Source organism: Rothia nasimurium (genome assembly GCF_035916755.1).
GTDB lineage: Bacteria > Actinomycetota > Actinomycetes > Actinomycetales > Micrococcaceae > Rothia.
This window is the reverse complement of the sequence record NZ_JAYWIX010000003.1, coordinates 61012-83004: the sequence shown is the minus strand read 5'-3', so window position 1 is coordinate 83004 and position 21993 is coordinate 61012. Positions and strand designations below refer to the sequence as shown.

At 58.8% G+C, this 21993-nt stretch carries 21 protein-coding genes; 19 read left to right on the top strand and 2 right to left on the bottom strand.

Annotated elements, in window-relative coordinates; genetic code table 11:
* The first annotated feature begins 42 nt into the window (after positions 1-42).
* From VSX42_RS03980 to VSX42_RS03945, 8 genes are all read left to right on the top strand, one after another.
* Positions 43-801 carry a YebC/PmpR family DNA-binding transcriptional regulator gene (locus tag VSX42_RS03980; RefSeq protein ID WP_326503071.1) on the top strand — a complete coding sequence of 253 codons (759 nt, stop codon included), beginning with the start codon at positions 43-45 and terminating at the stop codon, positions 799-801.
* Between the two features lie 22 nt (positions 802-823).
* Positions 824-1495, top strand: a complete 672-nt coding sequence (gene ruvC, locus VSX42_RS03975; RefSeq protein WP_326503070.1) for a crossover junction endodeoxyribonuclease RuvC — start codon at positions 824-826, stop codon at positions 1493-1495.
* A gap of 40 nt (positions 1496-1535) precedes the next feature.
* A complete protein-coding gene (ruvA, locus tag VSX42_RS03970) occupies positions 1536-2153 on the top strand; it encodes a Holliday junction branch migration protein RuvA (RefSeq protein WP_326503069.1) in 618 nt (205 codons plus the stop codon).
* A gap of 7 nt (positions 2154-2160) precedes the next feature.
* Positions 2161-3198 carry a Holliday junction branch migration DNA helicase RuvB gene (gene ruvB / locus VSX42_RS03965; RefSeq protein WP_326503068.1) on the top strand — a complete coding sequence of 346 codons (1038 nt, stop codon included), beginning with the start codon at positions 2161-2163 and terminating at the stop codon, positions 3196-3198.
* 108 nt (positions 3199-3306) lie between these two features.
* Positions 3307-3654, top strand: a complete 348-nt coding sequence (locus VSX42_RS03960; protein ID WP_326503067.1) for a preprotein translocase subunit YajC — start codon at positions 3307-3309, stop codon at positions 3652-3654.
* 86 nt (positions 3655-3740) lie between these two features.
* Positions 3741-5486 (top strand): protein translocase subunit SecD, encoded by a 1746-nt coding sequence (gene secD / locus VSX42_RS03955; RefSeq protein WP_326503066.1) that lies wholly within the window; start codon positions 3741-3743, stop codon positions 5484-5486.
* Positions 5479-6555 carry a protein translocase subunit SecF gene (gene secF / locus VSX42_RS03950; RefSeq protein ID WP_326503065.1) on the top strand — a complete coding sequence of 359 codons (1077 nt, stop codon included), beginning with the start codon at positions 5479-5481 and terminating at the stop codon, positions 6553-6555. The genes secD and secF overlap by 8 nt, the downstream gene beginning before the upstream one ends.
* A gap of 133 nt (positions 6556-6688) precedes the next feature.
* Positions 6689-9067 carry a bifunctional (p)ppGpp synthetase/guanosine-3',5'-bis(diphosphate) 3'-pyrophosphohydrolase gene (locus VSX42_RS03945; RefSeq protein ID WP_326503064.1) on the top strand — a complete coding sequence of 793 codons (2379 nt, stop codon included), beginning with the start codon at positions 6689-6691 and terminating at the stop codon, positions 9065-9067.
* On the opposite strand, the gene VSX42_RS03940 is transcribed toward VSX42_RS03945, so the two are convergent.
* Positions 9064-9819, bottom strand: a complete 756-nt coding sequence (locus VSX42_RS03940; RefSeq protein WP_326503063.1) for a hypothetical protein — start codon at positions 9817-9819, stop codon at positions 9064-9066. The two genes, VSX42_RS03945 and VSX42_RS03940, sit on opposite strands and share 4 nt — an antisense overlap.
* Before the next feature lie 159 nt (positions 9820-9978).
* Positions 9979-11268: a DUF349 domain-containing protein gene (locus VSX42_RS03935; protein ID WP_326503062.1), complete on the bottom strand. Its 1290-nt coding sequence runs from the start codon at positions 11266-11268 to the stop codon at positions 9979-9981.
* Positions 11269-11568: 300 nt separating this feature from the next.
* On the opposite strand from VSX42_RS03935, the gene hisS reads away from it, so the two are divergent.
* From hisS to VSX42_RS03880, 11 genes are all read left to right on the top strand, one after another.
* Positions 11569-12921 carry a histidine--tRNA ligase gene (gene hisS, locus VSX42_RS03930; protein ID WP_326503061.1) on the top strand — a complete coding sequence of 451 codons (1353 nt, stop codon included), beginning with the start codon at positions 11569-11571 and terminating at the stop codon, positions 12919-12921.
* A gap of 108 nt (positions 12922-13029) precedes the next feature.
* Positions 13030-14802, top strand: coding sequence for an aspartate--tRNA ligase (gene aspS / locus VSX42_RS03925; RefSeq protein WP_326503060.1), 1773 nt, complete (start codon positions 13030-13032; stop codon positions 14800-14802).
* Between the two features lie 124 nt (positions 14803-14926).
* On the top strand, positions 14927-15388 hold the full coding sequence (locus VSX42_RS03920; RefSeq protein ID WP_326503059.1) for a hypothetical protein: 462 nt from the start codon (positions 14927-14929) through the stop codon (positions 15386-15388).
* A gap of 29 nt (positions 15389-15417) precedes the next feature.
* Positions 15418-15609 (top strand): hypothetical protein, encoded by a 192-nt coding sequence (locus VSX42_RS03915; RefSeq protein ID WP_326503058.1) that lies wholly within the window; start codon positions 15418-15420, stop codon positions 15607-15609.
* 172 nt (positions 15610-15781) lie between these two features.
* The gene (gene dtd / locus VSX42_RS03910; RefSeq protein WP_326503057.1) at positions 15782-16216 is read left to right on the top strand and encodes a D-aminoacyl-tRNA deacylase; all 435 of its coding nucleotides are present in this window, start codon (positions 15782-15784) and stop codon (positions 16214-16216) included.
* Positions 16217-16228: 12 nt separating this feature from the next.
* Positions 16229-17629, top strand: coding sequence for a replication-associated recombination protein A (locus VSX42_RS03905; RefSeq protein WP_326503056.1), 1401 nt, complete (start codon positions 16229-16231; stop codon positions 17627-17629).
* A 375-nt stretch (positions 17630-18004) separates the two neighbouring features.
* Complete coding sequence (locus VSX42_RS03900; protein ID WP_326503055.1) at positions 18005-19126, top strand: hypothetical protein; 1122 nt, start codon at positions 18005-18007, stop codon at positions 19124-19126.
* Between the two features lie 272 nt (positions 19127-19398).
* Positions 19399-19914 (top strand): hypothetical protein, encoded by a 516-nt coding sequence (locus VSX42_RS03895; protein ID WP_326503054.1) that lies wholly within the window; start codon positions 19399-19401, stop codon positions 19912-19914.
* 378 nt (positions 19915-20292) lie between these two features.
* A complete protein-coding gene (rpsD, locus tag VSX42_RS03890; RefSeq protein ID WP_083091092.1) occupies positions 20293-20925 on the top strand; it encodes a 30S ribosomal protein S4 in 633 nt (210 codons plus the stop codon).
* A gap of 143 nt (positions 20926-21068) precedes the next feature.
* Entirely contained in the window at positions 21069-21494 is a 426-nt protein-coding gene (locus VSX42_RS03885; protein ID WP_326503053.1) for a DUF948 domain-containing protein, read from the top strand.
* Positions 21495-21965, top strand: coding sequence for a peptide chain release factor 4 (locus tag VSX42_RS03880; protein WP_326503052.1), 471 nt, complete (start codon positions 21495-21497; stop codon positions 21963-21965).
* Positions 21966-21993 lie beyond the last annotated feature (28 nt).

The window sequence follows — 21993 nt, the reverse complement described above, 5'->3', positions numbered from 1 at the left end:
CGCCTGCTTGTGGGTGGGCGCACCAGATAACTAAGGAGAATCATGGCTGGTCACTCCAAATGGGCCACAACCAAGCACAAGAAGGCTGCCATCGACGCCAAGCGCGCCAAGGCCTTCGCTAAGTACATTAAGGCAATTGAAGTAGCAGCCCGCATGGGTGGCCCCGACACCGCCAGCAATCCGGCCCTGGATCTGGCTGTTTCTAAGGCCAAGAAGAACTCGGTGCCCAATGACAACATTGACCGCGCTATCAAGCGCGGTGCGGGCCTGACTGGTGAGACCATTGACTACACCGAGATTATGTACGAGGCCCGTGGTCCCCAGGGCACTGCCCTTTACATCGAGTGTCTGACCGACAATCGTAACCGTGCAGCTGCTGAGGTGCGCACCGCTGTGACCCGTAACGGCGGTACCATGGCAGACTCCGGTTCTGTGGCCTTCCTCTTTGAGCGCAAGGGTGTTGCTGAGGTTACTAAGGCTGAGGGCCTGACTGAGGACGATGTCCTCATGGCCGTACTGGATGCTGGTGCTGAGGAAGTCATTGACGAGGGCGAGATCTTCACCGTTGTCTCTGAGGCAACCGACCTGCCCGCTATCCGCAAGGCTCTGGAAGAGGCTGAGCTCGAGTACAACAACGACGACCCGGTCTTCCGCCCCACCATGCAGGTAGACCTCGACGCCGAAGGTGCTAAGAAGTTCCTCAAGCTCGCGGACGCCATCGAAGAACTGGACGACGTACAGAACGTCTACTCCAACGCAGACATCAGCGAAGCCGTCATGGCCGAGCTCGAAGCTGAGTAACCAGCAGGGAAAGGAGGAGTGCGTGGCCCCGGCTCACGGCACCTCACACCAGCGCCCGGAACCCGCCCCGCGAGTTCCGGGCGCTGCCCGCATTCTGGGGGTCGACCCGGGCCTCACCAGGTGCGGTTTCGGCTTGGTCGACATGACGGCCAACCGCAAGGCCCATTTCGTCAACGTGGGGGTGGCGGGTACCGCCGCATCGGAGAGCCTGGACGCCCGCATCCTCAAAATTCTGCGCGCTGCAGAGGCCTGGCTCGATACCTACCAGCCCGACGCCCTGGCTATTGAACGGGTCTTTGCCCAAGAGCAGGTTAATACTGTGATTGGCACTGCCCATGCCTCCGGCGTGGTGATTGCGGCTGCCGCTGCGCGCGGAGTGCCGGTACACTTCCACACGCCCTCAGAGGTGAAGGCGGCGGTGACTGGTTCTGGTCGGGCTGATAAGGCCTCGGTGGGGCGTATGGTAACCCGCATTTTGGGGCTTGATGCCATGCCCAAACCGGCGGACGCAGCGGACGCCCTCGCCCTGGCTATCTGTCACGGCTGGCGCGGTGGTGGCATCGGATCCGGCATCAACATGGCAGCCACCACCCAGACCCACCAGGGGTCAAACCCTGCGGCAGCGCGCCGCAGCGCCCAGCTCACCCCCGCCCAGCGGGCCTGGATGGAGGCGGAGGCTAGAGCGCGAAGGTAAGCTCTTGTATTAGTACATATATTCGAATAGAATTGGTTTCATGATTAGCTCACTGACCGGTACCGTGACCCATCTGGGGTTGGAGACCGCTGTTATCGACGTTAACGGTTTTGGCATGCTGGTGCATCTCAATGCCCGTACAGCTTCGCAGTTGCGCCTGGGAGAGAAGGCTACGGTTCTAACCACCATGATTGTGCGTGAGGACTCCATGACCCTCTACGGCTTTGCTGAGCCTGCCGAGCGTGAGGTCTTTGACATGATGCTGTCGGTGTCGGGTATTGGCCCGCGCATTGCCCTGGCTGTGTTGGGTGTGCATACCCCGGCTGAGGTTGAGCGTGCTGTGGCAAACGGTGACGATAAGGCTTTCACCAAGGTTCCTGGCATTGGCCCCAAGGGGGCGCGTCGTATCGTCCTTGAGCTTGCTGGCAAGCTGATTTTGGCGGACGGCGCAACCGACCAGCTGCCAATCGACCAGGGCGTGAGCTGGAAGCCCCAAGTGCAGGACGCCCTGACCAGCCTGGGCTGGAACGAGCGAGATGCCGTCAGCGCTATTGAGTCCTTCATTGAGCACAACCCGAAGGCCGAAACCATGGGCGTTGCCGAAGCGCTGCGGGCCGTACTGGCTTCGCTGGGCAACCAGAATACGGTAGGTCGATAGGTAGAGTATGAGCCAGTTCCCTCACGCCGATGTCCAGATTCCCGGCCAGCGCCTGGTTTCCATGGATGAAGAACCAGAAGAAAAAATGATTGAGGCGGCCCTGCGCCCCAAGTCCCTTGATGACTTTGTGGGGCAGCAGCGCGTGCGTCAGCAGCTGTCTCTGGTGCTTGAGGCATCGAAAATGCGCGGACGCTCGGCCGACCATGTGCTCCTGTCGGGCCCTCCCGGCTTGGGCAAGACTACCCTGGCGATGATTATTGCTGCTGAGATGGATGCTCCCCTGCGTATTACCTCCGGGCCAGCTATTCAGCATTCGGGTGACCTGGCTGCGATTCTTTCCTCTCTCACCCCCGGCGAAGTGCTCTTTCTCGATGAAATTCACCGCATGAGCCGCCCGGCTGAAGAGATGCTCTACATGGCCATGGAAGATTTCCGTGTAGATATCGTGGTGGGCAAGGGAGCGGGGGCAACCTCTATTCCCCTTGAGCTGCCGCCCTTCACCCTGGTGGGGGCAACCACCCGCGCGGGTCTACTACCGGGGCCCCTGCGTGACCGCTTCGGCTTTACCGGCCACCTGGAGTTCTACTCTGTTACCGAGCTAGAGAGCGTAATCCGCCGGTCTGCTGGCCTAATGGAACTCAACATTAGCCCCGAGGGTTTTGCAGAAATTGCGGGCCGGTCTCGGGGAACGCCCCGTATCGCCAACCGCCTGCTGCGTCGTGTGCGCGACTGGGCCCTGGTTAACGGCATCGACCGTATCGAGGCCTCGGCGGCAGCAACAGCCCTCAACATGTACGAGGTCGATGAGCGCGGCTTGGACCGCCTAGACCGTGCTGTGCTCGAAGCTCTGATTACTAAGTTCGGCGGGGGACCGGTGGGTCTCTCAACCCTAGCTATTGCAGTGGGCGAAGAGACCGAAACCGTCGAGACTGTTGCCGAACCCTACCTAGTGCGTGAGGGCCTAATCGGGCGAACCCCCCGCGGGCGAGTCGCCCTGCCCGCTGCCTGGGAGCACCTGGGGCTAGAGGCACCCGAGCTGCCCTAGTCGTCTGCCCCTGTAATATCAGGGGGCAACCAGCCAACTGCAAGGAACTTGGCATAGAATGGGGACTTAGTTTGTTCACCCCCATCAACTACGTTAAGAGGGATTCTCGTGCAGTCAGGCTCACCCCTGTTTATGCTCCTACTTCTGGGCATCATGATGCTAGTGCTCATCGTGCTACCGGCACGCCGTGCCAAGAAGGCCCAGCAGCAGATTAAGGAACGTCAGGACGCCATGGTGCCCGGCACCCAGGTTATGACTAACTTTGGTCTTTACGGCTCTGTTGTCTCTATCGACAAGGAAGCCAACACCGCCCACCTGGAAATTGCTCCGGGCACCGTGGCTAAGGTTCACCTCATGACCGTCACCAGCATCGAGGAAGATACCACTGCCATACCGGTAGCCGAAGCCGAGCGTCCTGTCATCCAGGGTGAAGTCGCAGACGACCCCAAAAACTAAACTACAACTTAGGGTGCGCTACCTCTAGATTCAGAGGTGGCGCGCTTTTTCACGTTTCACGAACCCACTCACCTGAAGGGGCACCGATGGCTCAACCATCCAACGTCACCAAAGCCAGAGGGGCACTTGCCTCGATGGCTCTGGTGCTGCTCTTACTTGCCGGAGGAATCTTCGGCACCACCTTTTCCGGGGGCAGCTGGCTGCCCAAGCTGGCCCTAGACCTTTCTGGCGGTACCCAGCTCATCCTGTCACCCGAGGTCAACGACTCCTCGGGCGAGGCCATTACCGATGAACAGCTTGAGCAGGCTGTTGAGATTATCCGCCAGCGCGTTGACGGAGCGGGTGTAGCGGAAGCAGAAGTAACCACCCAGTCCGGTCAGAACGTCGTGGTTTCAGTGCCCGGCACTTTGAGCTCAGAGACCCGCGATTTGATTCAGACCTCGGCGCAGATGAGCTTCCGTGCGGTCATTAACGCGGGCACTCCGCAGGCGGTAGCAGCGGACGCTGCAGCGGCCGAGGATGCCCTACCCTCACCGACCGCCGAACCTACCGACGGTTCGGACTACAACTGGGTGACCGGCGACCTCTGGCGCCAGTACGAGCAGCTGGACTGTACCGTACCCGCCAACGTCGATACCTCTAACCAGGACCCCAACTCCGCCATTGTCGCCTGTGCCTCAGACGGAAGTGAAAAGTACATCCTGGGCCCCATCGAAATTGAGGGTACCGATATTGAGACAGCCTCCTACTCCCAGGTGGCTAGCTCAACCGGTTACGCGACCGGCCAGTGGGGTGTGAACATCGTCTTCAACGAGGCTGCTACCCAGACCTTTAAGGACGTCACCACCCGCCTGAACGCTATCCGCGGTACCAACGCGTCCGACCCCCGCGCCCGTTTCGCCATCATGCTGGACGGCCAGGTGCTCTCTTCCCCCGTCACCCAGGCAGTGATTACCAACGGCCAGCCCCAGATTACCGGTAACTTTACCGAAGAAGAGGCAGCTAACCTGGCTGAGCAGCTCAAATACGGTGCCCTGCCTATTAGCTTCACTATTCAGTCAGAGCAGCAGATTTCTGCAACCCTGGGTGCTGATCAGCTGAAGATGGGTCTGATTGCCGGTCTGATTGGTCTGCTGCTGGTGTTTATCTACTCCCTCTTCCAGTACCGCCTGGTGGGTCTGGTCAATATCACCTCGATTATTGTGGCTGGCCTGCTCTCTTACGGTGTGATTGTGCTGCTGGGTCACCTGATGAACTACCGCCTGTCTCTGGCAGGTGTAGCCGGTCTGATTGTTTCAATCGGCCTGATGGCAGACTCTTTCATTGTCTACTTTGAACGTATTCGCGATGAGATTCGTGCCGGGCGTACCATCCCTGCCGCTATCGACCACGGCTGGCTGCGGGCCAAGCGCACCATCATGGCCTCCAAGGCCGTGAACCTGCTGGCCGCTGTAGTGCTCTACTTCGCTTCTGTAGGCAACGTGCGCGGCTTTGCCTTCACCCTGGGTCTCACCGCTGTTTCAGATCTGATTATCACTTTCCTCTTCATCCATCCGCTTATGGTTCTGCTGGGCCGCAAGGACTACTTCCGTAACGGTGGACGCTTCTCTGGCATGGACCCGGTAGCCCTCGGCTCAACCCCGCTCTACCGGGGTGCGGGGCGCGTCCGCACTCCTGAAGAAGCCGAAGGTTCCCTCTCCCTGGCTGAGCGTAAGCGCCGCGAGCGCCTTGCAGCTGAGGCGGCTGAAGCCGAAGCGGCGCAGGGGAATGCTGATGCGGAGACCCTGCCTGCCGCAGATTCCACCACTACCGAGGAGGCCCGCCATGGCTAATAAACTCGCTCAGTTCGGTAATGAACTGCATTCTGGTCAGCGGTCGTTTGGGTTTGTGCCTAAGCGTCGTTTGTGGCTGACGATTGCCCTGGCTCTGGTTGTGCTGGCGGCCCTGGTGCCGGTGGTGCGCGGTGGCTTCAATCTGGGTATTGAGTTCCGCGGTGGTTCTGAGTTCACTGTGTCGCAGGTGGCTGATACCGATATTTTTATCGGCCAGCAGGCGATTGCGGATGCCGCCCCCGAGGCTTCCGACGTGCGCGTCACTAATATCGCTGCGGGTACTGTACGCGCTCAGATGAGTGAGCTGACGGACGATGAGACTCTGGCAGTGGGCCAGGCCCTGCAGTCGGCCTACGGTGTGAGTGCTGACCAGGTGACCTCGTCCTTCGTAGGCCCCACCTGGGGCGCTGGGGTGACCCAGCAGGCTCTGGTGGGTCTGGTCTGGTTTATTCTGCTGGTGATGATCGGTATGGCCCTGTACTTCCGTACCTGGAAGATGTCGGTCTCGGCAATTGCTGGCCTGATCTTTACCATCGTGACCACCGTGGGCCTGTATGCTCTCATCGGTTTTGAGATTACTCCCAGTGCGATTATCGGCTTCCTGACCGTGTTGAGCTACTCTCTCTACGACACCGTGGTGGTTTTCGATAAGATTCGTGAGAACACCGAGGGGCTAGAGAAGCGCCGCGACACCACTTTCGCTGAGCAAGTGAATTTGGCGGTCAACCAGACCCTGGTGCGTTCTATTAACACCTCGATTGTGGGTATTTTGCCGGTGGGCTCGATTCTCTTCATCGGTGCCCTGCTTTTGGGGGCGGGTACCCTCAAGGACCTTTCCCTGGCCCTCTTCGTCGGTATCATTATCGGTACCCTGGGCACCCTCTTTGTGGCAGCTCCTGCCTACGCTGCCCTGCGCCTGGGCGAGAAGGGCGTGCGTGAGCATACCGAGCTCGTCCGCCGTGCCCGCCAGGGGCAGGCAGAAGAGGGTGAGGAGTGTGAGGACGCTGGTGCGCAGCCGGCTGCCCCGGTGATGGTCACCGTGCATTCGGTTAACCTCGATAGTAAGTAGGGCCAAGAGCTACTAGGCCTTTTAACCTAGAAATGGGAGCGGAATACAGTCCGCTCCCGTTTTTGTTACGCGCAGTGTGGAATTAATCTAAGATAGTCCCACACGAGTATTTCAGTTTGAGGGGGAATTGGGCATGAGCCGGTCAGAAGAGAGTAGCCAGAAGGATTCTCGCGCGGAGGGTAAGCGGCCGGTTCGCGGGTCGCACCGGGTCATGTCTGCTTCGGGGCGCGTGCCTACCCGCCTGGTATTTGGGCGGGAACAGCAGCAGGGCCCTGCCCCCCGTTTTTCTCCTGTGCTGGCGCCGGTGATTCGCACCGTCAAGAAGTACCACCCTGACGAAGACCTTGAGGTACTACAGCGGGCATTCCAGGTCGCTAACCACTACCACCGGGGGCAGAAGCGTAAGAGCGGGGACCCCTACATCACACACCCGGTAGCCGTGACGACCATTCTGGCTGAGATAGGTGCTACCGGCCCCGTGCTGGTTGCTGGTCTGCTGCACGATACGGTCGAAGATACCGAGTACACCCAGGAGCAGCTCACCGCTGATTTCGGCACTGAGGTTGCCTACCTGGTAGACGGCGTGACCAAGCTCGATAAGGTCAGCTACGGCGATAACGCCCCTATTGAGACAATTCGCAAGCTGGTTATCTCTATGTCGCAGGACGTGCGCGTGCTGCTCATCAAGCTGGCTGACCGTCTACACAACGCCCGCACCTGGCGGTTTGTCTCCGGTGCGTCTGCAGCGCGTAAGGCCGAAGAGACCCTGCAGATTTATGCCCCGCTGGCTCACCGCCTGGGTTTGAACACCATCAAGTGGGAGCTGGAAGACCTCTCCTTTGCCGCGATGAGCCCCGATATTTACGCCGAGATTGTGCGGATGGTGGGCGAGCGTACCCCTAAGCTCGAAAAGTACCTGGCCGAGGCCCGTGTGACGATTGAGGATCGCCTGGCCCAGGTAGGTATTGAGGCCACCGTAACGGGCCGCCCCAAGCACTACTACTCGATTCATCAGAAGATGAAGACCAAGGGTAAGAGCTTCGACGATATCAACGATATTCTGGCCGTGCGCATCATGGTCGAGGATGAGAACGATTGCTATACCGCCCTGGGGCATGTGATGTCGCTGTGGATGGCGGTTCCTGGGCGCTTCAAGGACTACATCAAGCAGCCTAAGCACAACCACTACCAGTCGCTGCACATGACGGTGCACGGGCCCGGCGGCCTACCCCTGGAAATCCAGATTCGCACTTACAAGATGCACGAAGAGGCTGAGTACGGTGTGGCTGCCCACTGGCGCTATAAGGCTGCTTCCCGCGGTGAAAAGGTAGACCTTTCACCCAAGGAACCTAGCGCCCATACCGCTGCTTTCAACATCGGCATTTTGCAGTCGATTTCTGAGATTTCGAACTCCAATCCCGAGTCTGAGCAGTTCTACCAGCAGCTGTCTGAGCGCCTTGAGACTGATGAGATTGTGGTGCTGACCCCGCAGGGTAAGCCCATTAGCCTGCCGGTGGGCTCTACCCCCGTTGACTTTGCTTACGCTATCCACACTGAGGTGGGGGACCGCACTATCGGCGCTAAGGTTAACGGCAAGCTGGTTCCCCTGCACACCGAGCTCGAAACCGCTTCAACGGTTGAGATTCAGACAACCAAGGACGAGAACCACGCCCCGAGCGAGGACTGGCTCAAGTTTGTGCGCACCAGCAAGGCCCGCACCAAGATTCGCCAGCACTACGCTAAGGGCCGCCGTATCGAGGCGATGAACCGGGGCAAGGAACGCGTGGTCAAGGCTATGCGCCAGCACGAGCTGCCCTTGACCAAGATGATGACGCCTGAGCTCATGCTGCAGGTGGCCCAGGACCTGCACAAGCACGATGTGGCTACCCTCTACCACGCTGTGGGCGAGAACGAGGTGGAGACCCAGGCCGTCATTACCTCCCTGGTCAACCTCTACTACGGAGAGGACGAGGTCGACCAGACCGTTGAACTCGATAGCTTCGATGCCTCCCTGGTATCTAACCGCCGCTTGGTAGGCGATGACAACGGTGTGGTGATACCCGGGGCCGAGGGTATTCTGACTAAGATTGCCCGCTGCTGCACCCCCGTACCGCCCGACGATATCGTTGGTATCGTCACCCGCTTGCAGGGCATCTCGGTGCACCGTACCGACTGCCTCAACGTGCTGAGCCAGGTTGACGACCCCCGCCAGACCGCGGTGGAATGGGCTGCCCACGGTAACTCCGTCTACCGGGTTTCAATCCAGGTAGAGGGCATCGACCGTAAGGCCCTGCTTTCAGATACCATCCGAGTTATTTCTGAGGCCGGCTGCAATATTGTGGATGCCAAGGTGCATACCAGCGACGAACGTTTTGTGGTCAACCGCTACACCGTAGAGCTCTCTGACCGCTTCATGATGGAGCACCTGCTCAACCAGATCCGCAACGTCCCCGGCATCTACAATGCCTACCGCCTGACCGGCTCGCGTCCGCTCATGAACCAGCAGGGCTAGACCCCGGCTACCGCAGCCGCCTCAAGCTGGTGGGCCAGGTGCTGGGCTCTGAGCAGAGCCGTAGCTTTAAGGCTCGCCTGCTCCCGGGCGCTTTGGAGTAGAAGCTCAGGAGTAACACTGTTTTGGCTATCTCGCAGGATTGCTTTGACGATAGTCAGGTCGCTCTCATCGACCGAGTGGGTAATGATATCTAGGGCGGTTTTTAGCGGCGTGGTGAGGCGGATTGGCCCGATGGTCATGGTGTCGTAGGGGCGAAGCTGGGCTTGATGGGTGGCAAAGTCTGCCCGGTAGGAGCGGGGGAGATTACACCGGTTATCTCGGTCGTAGTCTACATGCAGGCGCCCTTCGGGTAGCTCGGGCAGGTAGCCTAGCACCCAGGCTGCGGTGGTTCGGCTATAGCGAATCCGGTGGTGGTAGCCTGCGGGGGTGAGCAAGCCCAGGCTGGCTGCCCGCATGAGCGGGGTGGGCTCGTCCTCCGGCTCCCGGTAGATGCCGTGATGAAAGTGCACCAACCCGCGCTCCTTGAGGAAGGCCCGCCACTGAGCTGCGGGGAGCCCCGTGGTTTGCTGGCTGTACAGGTGGACGAGCACCGGCAGCTCCCGCGGCTCGGGCTGCTTGTGCCCTGCCCGGGTGGGCTGAAAAGAACTGCTGTCGTGGGCGATAACCTGCAGGGAGTTATAGGAGCTGGGCCTCCCCGGGGCCAGGGGGAAGGGGAGCTCAGAGAGGGCAGCGAGTGAGTTGAGATGTTCCATGCCTACGTTTTAGCACATCAACGCAGGATGCACGATAAAAAGTTGTCAGGCTGTGGATAACTTTCCCGCCTAAAATTACTTATCCACAAAAATCCCCCGTCTACCGACCGGTAGACGGGGGATTCTGCGTCACAAAGACGTCACAGACAAACCTAGAATTTAGGCACCGAACTCAGCTGAAGAAGCCTTGAGGGTCTCAAGCCACTGCTTGCGGGCGTCCAGGGCTTCCTGGGCCTTCTTGATCTTCTGAGTGTTGCCACTGGCCTCAGCCTTGGCCAGGTCTGCTTCAAGGCCGGCGATGGCGTCCTCCAGCTGGGTCAGCATGGAGTTAGCGCGAGCCTGCTTAGCGGGGTCGGTCTTCTGCCACTTGGCGTTCTCGGCGCGGTGGATTTCGTCCTGAACCTTGCGCAGCTCCTGCTCAACGCGGCGCACCGAGTTGCGGGGCACACGTCCGATAGCTTCCCAGCGGTCCAGAATACCATCAAGGGCCTTCTTAGCCGCAGCGATGTCGGTGACGGGCAGGATGCCGCGGGCCTCTTCCAGCAGGGCTTCCTTAGCCTGGAGGTTAGCCTCGAATTCCTTATCCAGCTCAGCGTTCACCGCGGTGCGGGCGTCGAAGAAGACGTCCTGGGCTGCGCGGAAACGGGCCCACAGGGCATCATCTTCCTTGCGGGTGCCGCGGGGGGCTGCCTTCCACTGGTCCATCAGATCGCGGTACTTAGCGGCGGTTGCTGCCCAGTCGGTGGAGTTCTGCAGGGCCTCGGCCTCAGCGATGAGAGCTTCCTTAACACGCTTAGCCTTGGCATTAGCCTCATCGAGCTGGGAGAAGTGGGCACGGCGGCGGCGGTCAAAGCTGGTGCGGGCAGCGCGGAAACGCTTCCACAGCTCGTCCTCGATGCTCTTGGCCAGGTGGTGTTCCTTCTGGGTCTTCTTCCACTCTTCGAATAGCTCGTTCATGCGGGCGTGGGAGTTCTTCCAGTGAATAGCGGAGTCGTCCTTAGCCACGATAGCTTCAGCCTCAGACACAATGGCCTCGCGGGCTTCAAGAGCTGCCTGACGAGCCTCGGCGCTCTCAGTCTTCTCTGCTTCCTCACGCTCATTGATCTTGCCAACCAGGGCAACTAGGCGTTCCTGCAGGGCGGCGTAGTCGCCTACCATGTTGCGTACAGCAACCTGCTGGCCCAGGTGGGCAGCTGCCTTCTGCAGGTCAGCGGCCTTGGCCTTGCGCTCTACGCGCTCTTCGAGCAGAGCAACCTGGGCTTCAAAGTTCTCAAACTTGCGGGCAAAGTAGGCGAGGGCTTCGTCGGCAGATGCGCCGGGTACCTGGCCTACTGCGTATTCTTCACCGTCAACGATAACGAAAACGTGGCCGTCCTCGTCCACGCGGCCAAACTTACGGGCCTTGTCGAGGTCTACGTTGAGGGTGGTGTCGTCGGATTGGGTAGTCACCGCTATAACTCTTTTCGCATCAGTAGTGGGGGAGCAGCCCCCGTTTAAGTAATGAAAAGTGCACCAGACCGGGCCGTATCGATAGGGCTGGTTGCTGCTTCGCGAAGAGGCAGCAATAATCTATCGGGCGCAGGTGGCGCAGTTACCAGCATAGCGTGTTTAGGGCGAAAGAGGGTGCAATTACCCGGCAGGTGCGCCTTCGGTCTAGTATTAAAGGGATTGTGCTCTGCTGTGAGACCGCTTGTTTCGCGAGGGCACGTTACCTACTTCGACCGTTTTCAACCGATAAAAGGGGAGCACATGGCTCGCAAACAATCGCTTTCTGGTTTTCCGGAGCACCTGCCCGAGGAACGCCTGGTAGAGAATTTTGTTCTCGATACTTTGCGAGAGACCTTTGAGCTTCACGGTTTTTCGTCGATTGAGACCCGTTCGGTAGAGACCATTGAGCAGCTGCTGCGCAAGGGCGATATCGATAAAGAGGTCTACGCGGTCTCCCGTCTGCTTGACGATGCGGACGAGGCCCGGGGCGGTAAGAAGGAAAAGCTGGCCCTGCACTTTGACCTGACCGTGCCCTTTGCCCGCTATGTTGTAGAGAATGCCGGCTACCTCTCCTTCCCCTTCATGCGCTACCAGATTCAGAAGGTCTGGCGCGGTGAGCGCCCCCAGGAGGGTCGCGCCCGCGAGTTCACCCAGGCCGACGTGGACGTTGTTGGCGACGGTGCCCTGCCCTTCCGCTACGACGTGGAACTGGCCCTGGTTATCGTCGATGCGCTCTCTAAGCTACCGATCCCCGACTTCAAGCTGCGCGTCAACAACCGCAAGCTCTCCGAGGGCTTCTACCTGGGGCTAGGACTCACTGATACCGCGGGTGTACTGCGCAATATCGATAAGCTTGAAAAAATCGGTGCGGACGCCGTCGCCCAGCTTCTTAAGGACGAGGTTGGCGCTGCCGACGAGCAGGCCGCTGCCGCCCTGAAGCTTGCCAGCATCCGCGCTGAAGACACCTCTTTTGCTGACCAGGTTCGTGCCTTGGGCGTCACCCATGACCTGCTTGAAGAGGGCCTAGCTGAACTGACCGAGGTTATCGGCGAGGCAGCTAAGCGCGCCCCCGGCAAGGTAGTAGCGGACCTTTCCATCGCCCGCGGTCTGGACTACTACACCGGCACCGTCTACGAAACCGTGCTGGTAGGCCACGAACAGCTGGGTTCTATCTGCTCCGGTGGACGCTACGAGTCCCTGGCCTCAAACGGCAAGAAGACCTACCCCGGCGTGGGCTTGTCTATCGGCGTGACCCGCCTGGTGGCCCGCATCCTGTCCCAGGGCTTTGCCGAAGCAACCCGCAAAGTGCCCACCGCCGTCCTCATCGCCCTCACCAACGACGATATGTGGTCAGGTGCCCAGGACGTCGCCGACGCCCTGCGCGCCCGCGGTATCGCCTGTGAGGTCTCAGCCACCGCCGCTAAGTTCGGTAAGCAGATTAAGTACGCCGAGAAGCGGGGCATCCCCTTCGTCTGGTTCACCTCAGCAGGGGAGAACGGCGAGCTCACCCACGAAGTAAAAGACATCCGCACCGGCCAGCAGGTAGCTGCAGATCCCGGCACCTGGGCCCCGCCCACCGACGACCTGCACGTGCGCGTGCTCCCTACCGCCTAATTCACACCCGTCCAACCGGTGCCAGGTGCACCACAACACGGTAAAATCGGGTGCAAACTGAACTTTAGACAGTGCCACCCGGTACCGTGCCCCATCGAAAGGAACTCAGTGCTACGCACTCACACCCTCGGCGAGCTAACCGCCGAGAACATCGGAGAAACCGTTACCCTATCTGGCTGGGTAGCCCGCCGCCGCGACCACGGTGGCGTGGCCTTCGTTGACCTGCGTGACCGCGAAGGCGTCACCCAGGTTGTCTTCCACAACGAAGCCGACTTCGAGCACCTGCGCAACGAGTACGTCCTCAAGGTTGTGGGCGAAGTAACCCGCCGCCCCGAGGGCAACGAAAACCCCAACCTCACCACCGGTGAAATCGAGGTTATGGTCAAGGAGACCGAGGTTCTTAACACCTCAACCCCCCTGCCCTTCCAGATTGATGAGCACGTTGAAGTGGGCGAAGAAGCCCGCCTCAAGTACCGCTACCTCGACCTGCGCCGCCCCGAGCCTGCCCGCCTGATGCGCCTGCGCTCAGAGGCCAACCGCGCCGCCCGCGAGGTGCTGCACAGCCAAAACTTCACCGAGGTCGAGACCCCCACCCTGACCCGCTCCACCCCCGAAGGCGCCCGCGACTTCCTGGTGCCCGCACGCCTGGCACCCGGCTCCTGGTACGCCCTTCCCCAGTCACCCCAGCTCTTCAAGCAGCTGCTGCAGGTGGGCGGTATCGAGAAGTACTACCAGATTGCCCGCTGCTACCGCGACGAGGACTTCCGCGCCGACCGTCAACCCGAATTCACCCAGCTGGATATCGAGGCTTCCTTCGTCGACCAGGAAGACATCATCGACCTGGGTGAGCGTATCGTTGAGGCCGTCTGGAACCTGATCGACGTTAAGGTACCCCGCCCCATCGAGCGTATTACCTACAAGGACGCCATGGAGAAGTACGGTTCGGACAAGCCCGACCTGCGCTTCGGCCTGGAGCTCACCGAGCTGACCGACTACTTCAAGGACACCACCTTCCGTGTCTTCAAGGCCCCCTACGTCGGTGCCGTTGTCATGCCCGGTGGTGCTTCCCAGGCCCGCCGCACTCTGGATGCCTGGCAGGAATGGGCCAAGCAGCGCGGTGCTAAGGGTCTTGCCTATGTGCTGATTCAGGAGGACGGCGAGCTGACCGGCCCCGTTGCCAAGAACATCACTGACGCTGAGCGTGAGGGCCTGGCTGAGGCTACCGGCGCCAAGCCTGGCGACTGCATCTTCTTTGCAGCCGGTGAGGCCAAGGCCTCCCGCGCCCTGCTGGGTGCAGCCCGCGTTGAGATTGGCCACCGAACCGGCCTGATTAAGGACGGCGACTGGTCCTTCGTTTGGGTAGTGGATGCCCCCATGTTCGAGTCAGCTGCTGATGCAACCGCGTCCGGCGACGTTGCCCTGGGCCACTCAGCCTGGACCGCTGTGCACCACGCCTTCACCTCACCCAAGCCCGAGTACCTGGACTCTTTCGACGAGAACCCCGGCGAGGCCCTGGCCTACGCCTACGACATTGTCTGCAACGGTAACGAAATTGGTGGCGGTTCAATCCGTATTCACCAGCGTGATGTGCAGGAGCGTGTCTTCAAGGTCATGGGTATTACCGAGGAAGAAGCTGCCGAGAAGTTCGGCTTCCTACTGGAGGCTTTCAGCTTCGGTGCGCCCCCCATGGGCGGTATCGCTTTCGGCTGGGACCGCGTACTGCAGCTGATTGGTGGCACTGATTCTATCCGCGACGTCATTGCCTTCCCGAAGACCGGTGGTGGCTACGACCCGCTGACCGCAGCACCTGCACCTATCACTGCCCAGCAGCGTAAGGAAGCCGGCGTTGACTTCAAGCCCAAGAAGGACGGCGAGAAGTAACCCCCCTTCCCGGTAGGTACCATTTAAACCAGAAATACCCACGAACTAGGTGGGTATTTCTGGTTTTTCTGGTCTTTTCTAGCCGTGAGTGTAAAAGTACTGGCATTCCTCATACCATGGAAGTATGAGCAGAAAAGTGGTTGCAATAATCTGCGCATTGTGTGTATGTGGGATGGTTTGCTGGTTTCTAACGTGGAGTCTGGTTCCGGACTTCTCTATTTCTGAGTACGAGTTCTCGGTTTTAGGAGATTCATTACGGAACTTGGGTGGGGTAGCCGCGGTCTTTGTTGCAGGTACTGCTGCATGGATTGCCTATCGGACTAATGAGAATCGGCGCAAGGAAGCAAATAGGTCAAACTTCAAAGATAGGATGCAGTGGACGGTTGAGCACCTTTCGAGCACAAGCCATGTGGAGCAGGTCTACGCCCTAAGGCTGCTTGAAGAGCTTTCCCGTGATCCTGAACTGGACCCTGCTGATAGTAGGCTGGCTCAGTCTATAGTTAAGACCTATAAGGAAGAGCTCGAACAGGAAACAAGACAAGAATCGTCTAGAAAGTCTTGGAGATTCAGTCGCAACAGACGATAATTGAGTTAACTGAGAAAGGGGTAAACCTGATGACTTCAATAGTAGTTACCCGTTCACCAAAGTCGGCTGATAGGGTTGGCCGCAAGAACCACCGTGTGTCTCAAAGCCGCCGCCAGCAAGAAGTTGCAGAACAACTGAAAATTATTGCAGAAATTGAGGCTAATTTAGCAAAGCCTCGTTCATACTTTAAGAATCTCCGCCGGAAGGAACAGGCACAGTAGCCTACAGGCCAATGTAGGGGATTACCTCATCCGATGAGTCTGACCTACCCGGTAGGTACCATTTAAACCAGAAATACCCACGAACTAGGTGGGTATTTCTGGTTTTTCTGGTCTTTTCTATGGCAGTTGGTAGGCTAGAACAGTCAGTCACCCTCCACACATAGGAGCACCCATGCGCGCAGTTCTTCAACGGGTTACCTCAGCGGCCGTCACTGTTGACGGCGAAACGGTGGGGGCAATCGACCGGCCAGGTCTGCTGGTTCTGGTGGGTATTACGCATACGGACGGCCCCGCCCAGGTTGCCAAGCTCGCAGAAAAGACTGCCAACCTGCGGCTTTTAGCGGGGGAGCGGTCTGTGCTTGATGAGGGTGCCCCGGTGCTGGCGGTGAGCCAGTTTACCCTCTATGGGGATGCGAAGAAGGGGCGGCGTCCGTCCTGGTCTGCGGCAGCTCCCGGCCCCGTGAGCGAGCCCCTCTTTAATGACTACGTTCAGGCTCTGCACGACCTGGGGGTAATCGTTGAAACCGGAAGATTCGGCGCCGATATGCAGGTGAGCCTGACCAACGACGGCCCCGTTACCCTGATTCTCGACACCGATTCTCTCTAAGGTAAGTTCACCGTGGAACCCTCCCTCTTCTTTTTTGATGACTCTCAGCCCGATACTGATGGCAGCCAGGTATCTCGTCGACGGGAGCGGGCGCCTTTGGCGGTACGCATGCGCCCCCGCTCCCTGGATGAGGTGGTGGGGCAGAAGCACCTGCTGGGCCCGGGTTCTCCCTTGCGAGTGTTGGCGGGGGAGGCCGGTGGACCTGCTGGGCCAAGTTCGGTGATTCTGTGGGGTCCTCCTGGGACGGGTAAGACCACCCTGGCGAATGTGATTGCTGGGGGAGCTGGGCACAAGTTTGTGGAGCTCTCTGCCATTACCGCCGGTGTGAAGGACGTGCGCGCGGTGATGGAGCAGGCGCTGGAAGACCGAGATTTTCGGGGACTAACCACCGTACTGTTTCTCGATGAGATTCACCGTTTCACGAAGGCCCAGCAGGACGCCCTGCTCCCGGGGGTCGAGAATCGTTGGGTGGTGCTGGTTGCGGCAACCACCGAGAATCCTTCTTTTTCGGTGATTTCGCCCTTGCTATCGCGCTCTATTCTGCTGACTCTCCAGGGGCTTACCGATGCTGATATCGCAGAGCTGGTCCATAGGGCCATTGCGGACCCCCGTGGTTTTGCCGGTGTAATCGCTGTGCAGGAAGACGCGGCTGAGTATCTGGTGAAACTGGCGAATGGGGACGCTCGTAAGGCCTTGACATCTTTAGAGGCTGCGGCTGCGGTTGCTTTCGGTGAGGCTACGGATGCCGGGGTTGAGTATTCGGTCAGGCAGCCTCTTCCTGTGACGGCTGAGCATGCCAGCCTGGCTCTGAATCAGTCTGTGGTGCGCTATGACAAGAAGGGTGATCAGCATTACGATGTCACTAGCGCTTTTATCAAGTCGATACGGGGGTCAGATGTTGACGCGGCTCTGCACTATTTGGCTCGAATGATTGATGCGGGGGAGGATCCCCGGTTTATTGCCCGTCGCCTGATTGTTCATGCCAGTGAAGATATTGGTATGGCCGACCCTACAGCTCTTACTGCAGCGGTGAATGCTGCCCAGGCTGTTCAACTGGTGGGGTTGCCCGAGGCCCGTTTGAATCTGGCGCAGGCGACGATTCATTTGGCGTCTGCCCCTAAGTCGAACGCCGTGTACCGGGCTATTGATGGGGCATTGGCGGACGTCCGCGCCGGCCTGGCAGGGCCGGTTCCGCTGCACCTGCGCGATGGGCACTACCCGGGGGCTGCTGCGCTCGGGCACGGCAAGGGCTATATCTACCCCCATGATCAGAAAAACGGGGTAGCCCGCCAGCAGTACGCCCCTGATGCTCTTGTAGGGAAGGTCTATTACACTCCTACGGTCTTTGGGGCTGAAAAGGAGCTAGGGGAGAGGCTCAGAAGAGTGGGCAAGCTGAGAGAATTTAACGGTTAGCTGGTTGGCGACGCCTGCGGCTCATTCCATTACGGTAGAAACTGCTAGCGTGTTTTGGTGAAATTTCACACACAGGTTGGGCTTAGTTGGGCAGGGGGTGGAAGTTGAATTTGCAGCGGAGGAATGTGTAAGTTCCACCTATGTGACTAGTAGATGCATGCTCCCTGCGCGGATTTAAGCTAGATTATATGACGAAATCAGATAGAAAGCGGTTGATGGCTGGGGCTACCACAACCTACCTGAGGCGAGCTGTTGCCGTGCGTACTGCTTTCTTCTTCCTTATAATAGATTTAGTTTTCATTGCGTAGGGCGGTTTGCACTAGGCTGCCGCAATGGTAACAATGTCTTTTTAGCACCTAGTTGAGGAAAACATACATGACTCACAATGTTTCTCGCCGTACCCTTGCTAAGGGTGCCGCTTGGGCAGCCCCTGCTGTTGTGGCAACTGCTGCCATCCCCGCATATGCAGCTTCACCAACCTGCCCTGACGATATTGATGCTCAGGTCGATGCAGTATTCCAGGTTCGCCTGGCCTCTCTGCCTAGCCTAACCAATACCACCATCCGCCTTTGGTATACCGGTAATTCTGGCACTAATGGTGCCCTACAAACCTCCAATCTGCGAGTGCAGGTAACCAACGGCGGTGCGCTGGGCGTCTCCGGCCTGCCTTTTGGCTTTGAATTCGCTCAGCGTAATGTTGATACCTCCGGAGCTATTAACAAGCTCTTTGGTGGCGGAACCATTCGCACCGCTCAGATGCCCGAGAAGTGGCCGGCAAACTCTGGCTGGAATACCCGTACCGGTGTAGCCGACGTGTCTCCCGCAGCGGTTAACGTCGATGACCCAAACGCTGCTAACCAGCGCGATGTTTCTCATGCGTCCTCCTATATCAATCTTTACTCTGCTGATGGTCGCTACAACGACCTGGGCGCAGGTGAATTTGGTGAGGAAACTGGCGTTCCTCAGGGTAACCACCTAACCTGGGTTTTTGCCATCAAGAGCGGTAATGCAACCGGCGGTAGCGCTGTAAACCTTATTAACTCCCACTGGCGTGATGCCACTGTTGCTGGCTCAGGCGCTATCTACACCTCTGTTGGTGTTCGACCCATCGGCTTCCTACCCCCCAGCTTCAATGAGGTTCGTGCCGCTGTAGGTTCCTCCGTTGATGAGGCCTGCCTGCTGGAGGCTTACACCAAGCGTGCGGACATCTGGAACAACAGCAACGAGCGTTTTGCGGGTGCCAACATTCAGTTCTCAGGCTGGGCCCACGACACTAGTGGCGACGTTAAGGCTGTCACCTATTCAGGTAGCGACTTTGTCTATTCTCACGATATCGGCGCTTTCCAAGGTCTGCCAACTGCTGGCCTCAATGGCGATCGTTTCACAGCTCGCTACAACAACGCCTTTGACTACTTTGGCAGTCGACTTGTCGGTCTTACCCGTGGTCAAGACACTAATCTTGGCAATGAGCTCATGTACCATGACGGTATCTGGTAAACCCTAAAAACCTAGCTTTCAATCTCAATCAAAAGCTAGGCTTTTAGACTCGGGGCGGTGAAGAGATATCTCTCTTCACCGCCTTCCTCATTTTAAAGCCGGAGCTTGTCCACCTTAATGCGGGGAATGTCCATATATGTAGGGGCTAAACTGCCTAGTCTTGTCCCAGGCTAGCTCGCTAAACTAGAGGAGGTTAGAGATTACAAGTCGCTTTTATTGTTTACAGTCTCAGACCTACTCACACCCCTTTAGAGATTTAGGATTTTTTGCTTATGATGAAGAAAGCCCTATCCACCGCAGCTCTCGGTGCCCTGACAGCTACCGGTCTGGCGGTAGCCCCCGCTGAGGCCGCCACCGTACCCACCTCCGTTGACGTCTACACCAATGCCACCTCCTTTGCCCCGGTTCCCGGTCTGGCAACTATCGGCCAGCTCTATATCGGTAACTCCGGATCTGCCTCTGGCAACCTGCCTAGTGGAACCCGCTTCTACGTTACCGTTGAAGACATGAGCGGTGCCCCCGTCAAGCACACCTCCCTGACCCTGACCACCCCCGCCTCAACAAAGATGAGGATTGCCCGCGTTAACTCCCACACCTTTATGGTGACCCTGCGCGGTGAGCTTGGCCCCGGTGAGCAGGTTCGTCTTGACTGGGCCCACGGACACTATCTCAACCACTCCAAGCGCAACAAGATTGTTGTCACCACCGACTACATCCCCAACAGCGCTCAGGACACCAACCCGGCTAACAACAGCAGCGTCTACGACAACTACGGCTTCGGCATCTAACGCCGATAGTCCCCCCCTGGTGGGTTCACTGGGCTCCGGGTGCTGAAAGCACCCGGAGCCCACTTTTGTCTAAAATCACAACTTCTTGCTCCCGCGGGGTTAGCCAGGACACCTAACGGGTCTATATACTTGATTGTGGCTGGCAGACTACCCAAAACGCAACGTCCGCCCCGGCAAGGGAGCAGAAACTGATCACCGGGTAGCTCGTAGTACCGAGAGTGCGGCTGCTCTCTACTCTCCACCGCCCAAACCGTGGGCGGCCCACCGGAGGCCAGACCACCAGAACAATGGCACACCCACACCCGTGGGAAACGCTCAGCACACCACCGTATATGCGTTACGAGTCGTGCCAACCGCTAAAGAAAAGGAATACGAACTGTGGCAAACCACAACCGTACCCGCCGTACCGTGCGTCAGTCACGTGCCCTCGGCATCGCACTGACCCCCAAGGCAGAAAAGTACCTCGAGCGTCGTCCTTACGGCCCCGGCCAGCACGGCCGCAGCCGCAAGAAGGCTGACTCGAACTACGCCGTACAGCTGCGCGAGAAGCAGCGTCTGCGCGCACAGTACAACATTCGTGAAGCTCAGATGCGCCGCGCCTACCTCGAAGCTAAGCGCATCGAAGGCCAGACCGGTAAGAACCTGGTCGAGATCCTCGAAACCCGCCTGGACGCCCTCGTCCTGCGCTCAGGTTTCGCTCGCACCATCGCACAGGCACGTCAGCTCGTCGTACACCGCCACATCATGGTAGACGGCATCCGCGTTGACCGCCCCTCCTTCCGTGTCAAGCCCGGCCAGCTGATTCACGTTCACCCCAAGTCAGAGAAGATGGCACCCTTCCAGGTTGCAGCCACCGGCGCACACCAGGACGTCCTGCCTGACACCCCTGCCTACCTGAACGTAGAGATCGAGAAGCTCCACGCCAAGCTCGAGCGCGCACCCAAGCGTGAAGAAATCCCCGTGACCTGCGAAGAGCAGCTCGTGGTTGAATACTACTCACGCCTGGCCTAATCCCGCCAAGCTCACACCAGCCCGCCCACCTGCGCCCTCACGGGCCAGGGGAGCGGGCTGGCTCCTTAATGCCGTGTAAAGTAAGATTGTTATCAAATCGTGTCCTTTAAAAGCCGGGTGACTCGGCAGAAAGCAGGAAAGCCATGAGCGGAGCAGATATCGCGGGCCTTATAGCCGCAGGCGTATTCGCGATTCTCGTAGCCCTGCTAGCCCTGCCCATCATCAAACTCGGTCAGGTCTTCGACGAACTCACCGCAACCATCCGGTCTCTCAACAACGAGACCACACCGCTCATCGGTGAAGTCACTAAAACTGTGGCCAGCACCAACGCCCAGATTGAGAAGGTCGACAACATCACCAGCAACGTTTCTGATGCCTCAGCAAACGTTTCTGCTCTCTCATCACTGGTCACCTCGACCGTAGGTCAGCCCCTCATCAAGGTTGCAGCTTTCTCCCACGGCATCCGCAAGGCAGTCAAGGGGGACGGCGCAGCTGCGACCGGTTCACGCCCGGCAGCCTCAACCACCGCAGGGCAGGAGCGCCCCGGAACCTCACCCGAAGGCCACTAAATGGGACTCCTTAAAAACATACTCCTCATAGCGGGCGGAGCCGCCGCAGGCTACCTGGCCACGCGCAACCGTACCTCAGCACCGGCGTCCACCGACATTGAAGTCTCAGCGGATCACCCCCTGCAGCGCTTCACAGCAGAAGGTAGCACCATGGCTCAATTCTTTGACTCAAAATACGGCGCCCCCTTCAAGGGTGCAGCACTCAAGGCGATGAGCTTCGCCGCGACCGTCAAAGCGGGCATGGAGGAAAAAGAAGCAGAACTTAAAGATCGCTTCGACGCTCAGACCAAGGACGCCCGCCCAGGCTCCCTCGACACCTGGCAGCGGGGGAGCGAGCCCCAGCAACTAGCGGACGACCAGCTCATCGAATCTGTTGCCCTGCCCCCGGCCGGAAGTCTGGCAGAACGAGAAGCCGACATCAGGCACCGCCTAGAGCGCGATGCCGAACTCGGCAAAGACTTCTTCGCATAAGCGAACCACCCCAAGATTTACTATCAAC

Bases quoted from the DNA above. Each gene is read 5' to 3' on its own strand.
- secD (WP_326503066.1), top strand. From the start codon at position 3,741: ATGGCTCAACCATCCAACGTCACCAAAGCCAGAGGGGCACTTGCCTCG.
- VSX42_RS03895 (WP_326503054.1), top strand. From the start codon at position 19,399: ATGATGAAGAAAGCCCTATCCACCGCAGCTCTCGGTGCCCTGACAGCT.
- secF (WP_326503065.1), top strand. From the start codon at position 5,479: ATGGCTAATAAACTCGCTCAGTTCGGTAATGAACTGCATTCTGGTCAG.
- VSX42_RS03945 (WP_326503064.1), top strand. From the start codon at position 6,689: ATGAGCCGGTCAGAAGAGAGTAGCCAGAAGGATTCTCGCGCGGAGGGT.
- dtd (WP_326503057.1), top strand. From the start codon at position 15,782: ATGCGCGCAGTTCTTCAACGGGTTACCTCAGCGGCCGTCACTGTTGAC.
- VSX42_RS03920 (WP_326503059.1), top strand. From the start codon at position 14,927: ATGAGCAGAAAAGTGGTTGCAATAATCTGCGCATTGTGTGTATGTGGG.
- ruvA (WP_326503069.1), top strand. From the start codon at position 1,536: ATGATTAGCTCACTGACCGGTACCGTGACCCATCTGGGGTTGGAGACC.
- VSX42_RS03980 (WP_326503071.1), top strand. From the start codon at position 43: ATGGCTGGTCACTCCAAATGGGCCACAACCAAGCACAAGAAGGCTGCC.
- VSX42_RS03915 (WP_326503058.1), top strand. From the start codon at position 15,418: ATGACTTCAATAGTAGTTACCCGTTCACCAAAGTCGGCTGATAGGGTT.
- hisS (WP_326503061.1), top strand. From the start codon at position 11,569: ATGGCTCGCAAACAATCGCTTTCTGGTTTTCCGGAGCACCTGCCCGAG.
- VSX42_RS03885 (WP_326503053.1), top strand. From the start codon at position 21,069: ATGAGCGGAGCAGATATCGCGGGCCTTATAGCCGCAGGCGTATTCGCG.
- VSX42_RS03900 (WP_326503055.1), top strand. From the start codon at position 18,005: ATGACTCACAATGTTTCTCGCCGTACCCTTGCTAAGGGTGCCGCTTGG.
- VSX42_RS03940 (WP_326503063.1), bottom strand. From the start codon at position 9,819: ATGGAACATCTCAACTCACTCGCTGCCCTCTCTGAGCTCCCCTTCCCC.
- ruvB (WP_326503068.1), top strand. From the start codon at position 2,161: ATGAGCCAGTTCCCTCACGCCGATGTCCAGATTCCCGGCCAGCGCCTG.
- VSX42_RS03880 (WP_326503052.1), top strand. From the start codon at position 21,495: ATGGGACTCCTTAAAAACATACTCCTCATAGCGGGCGGAGCCGCCGCA.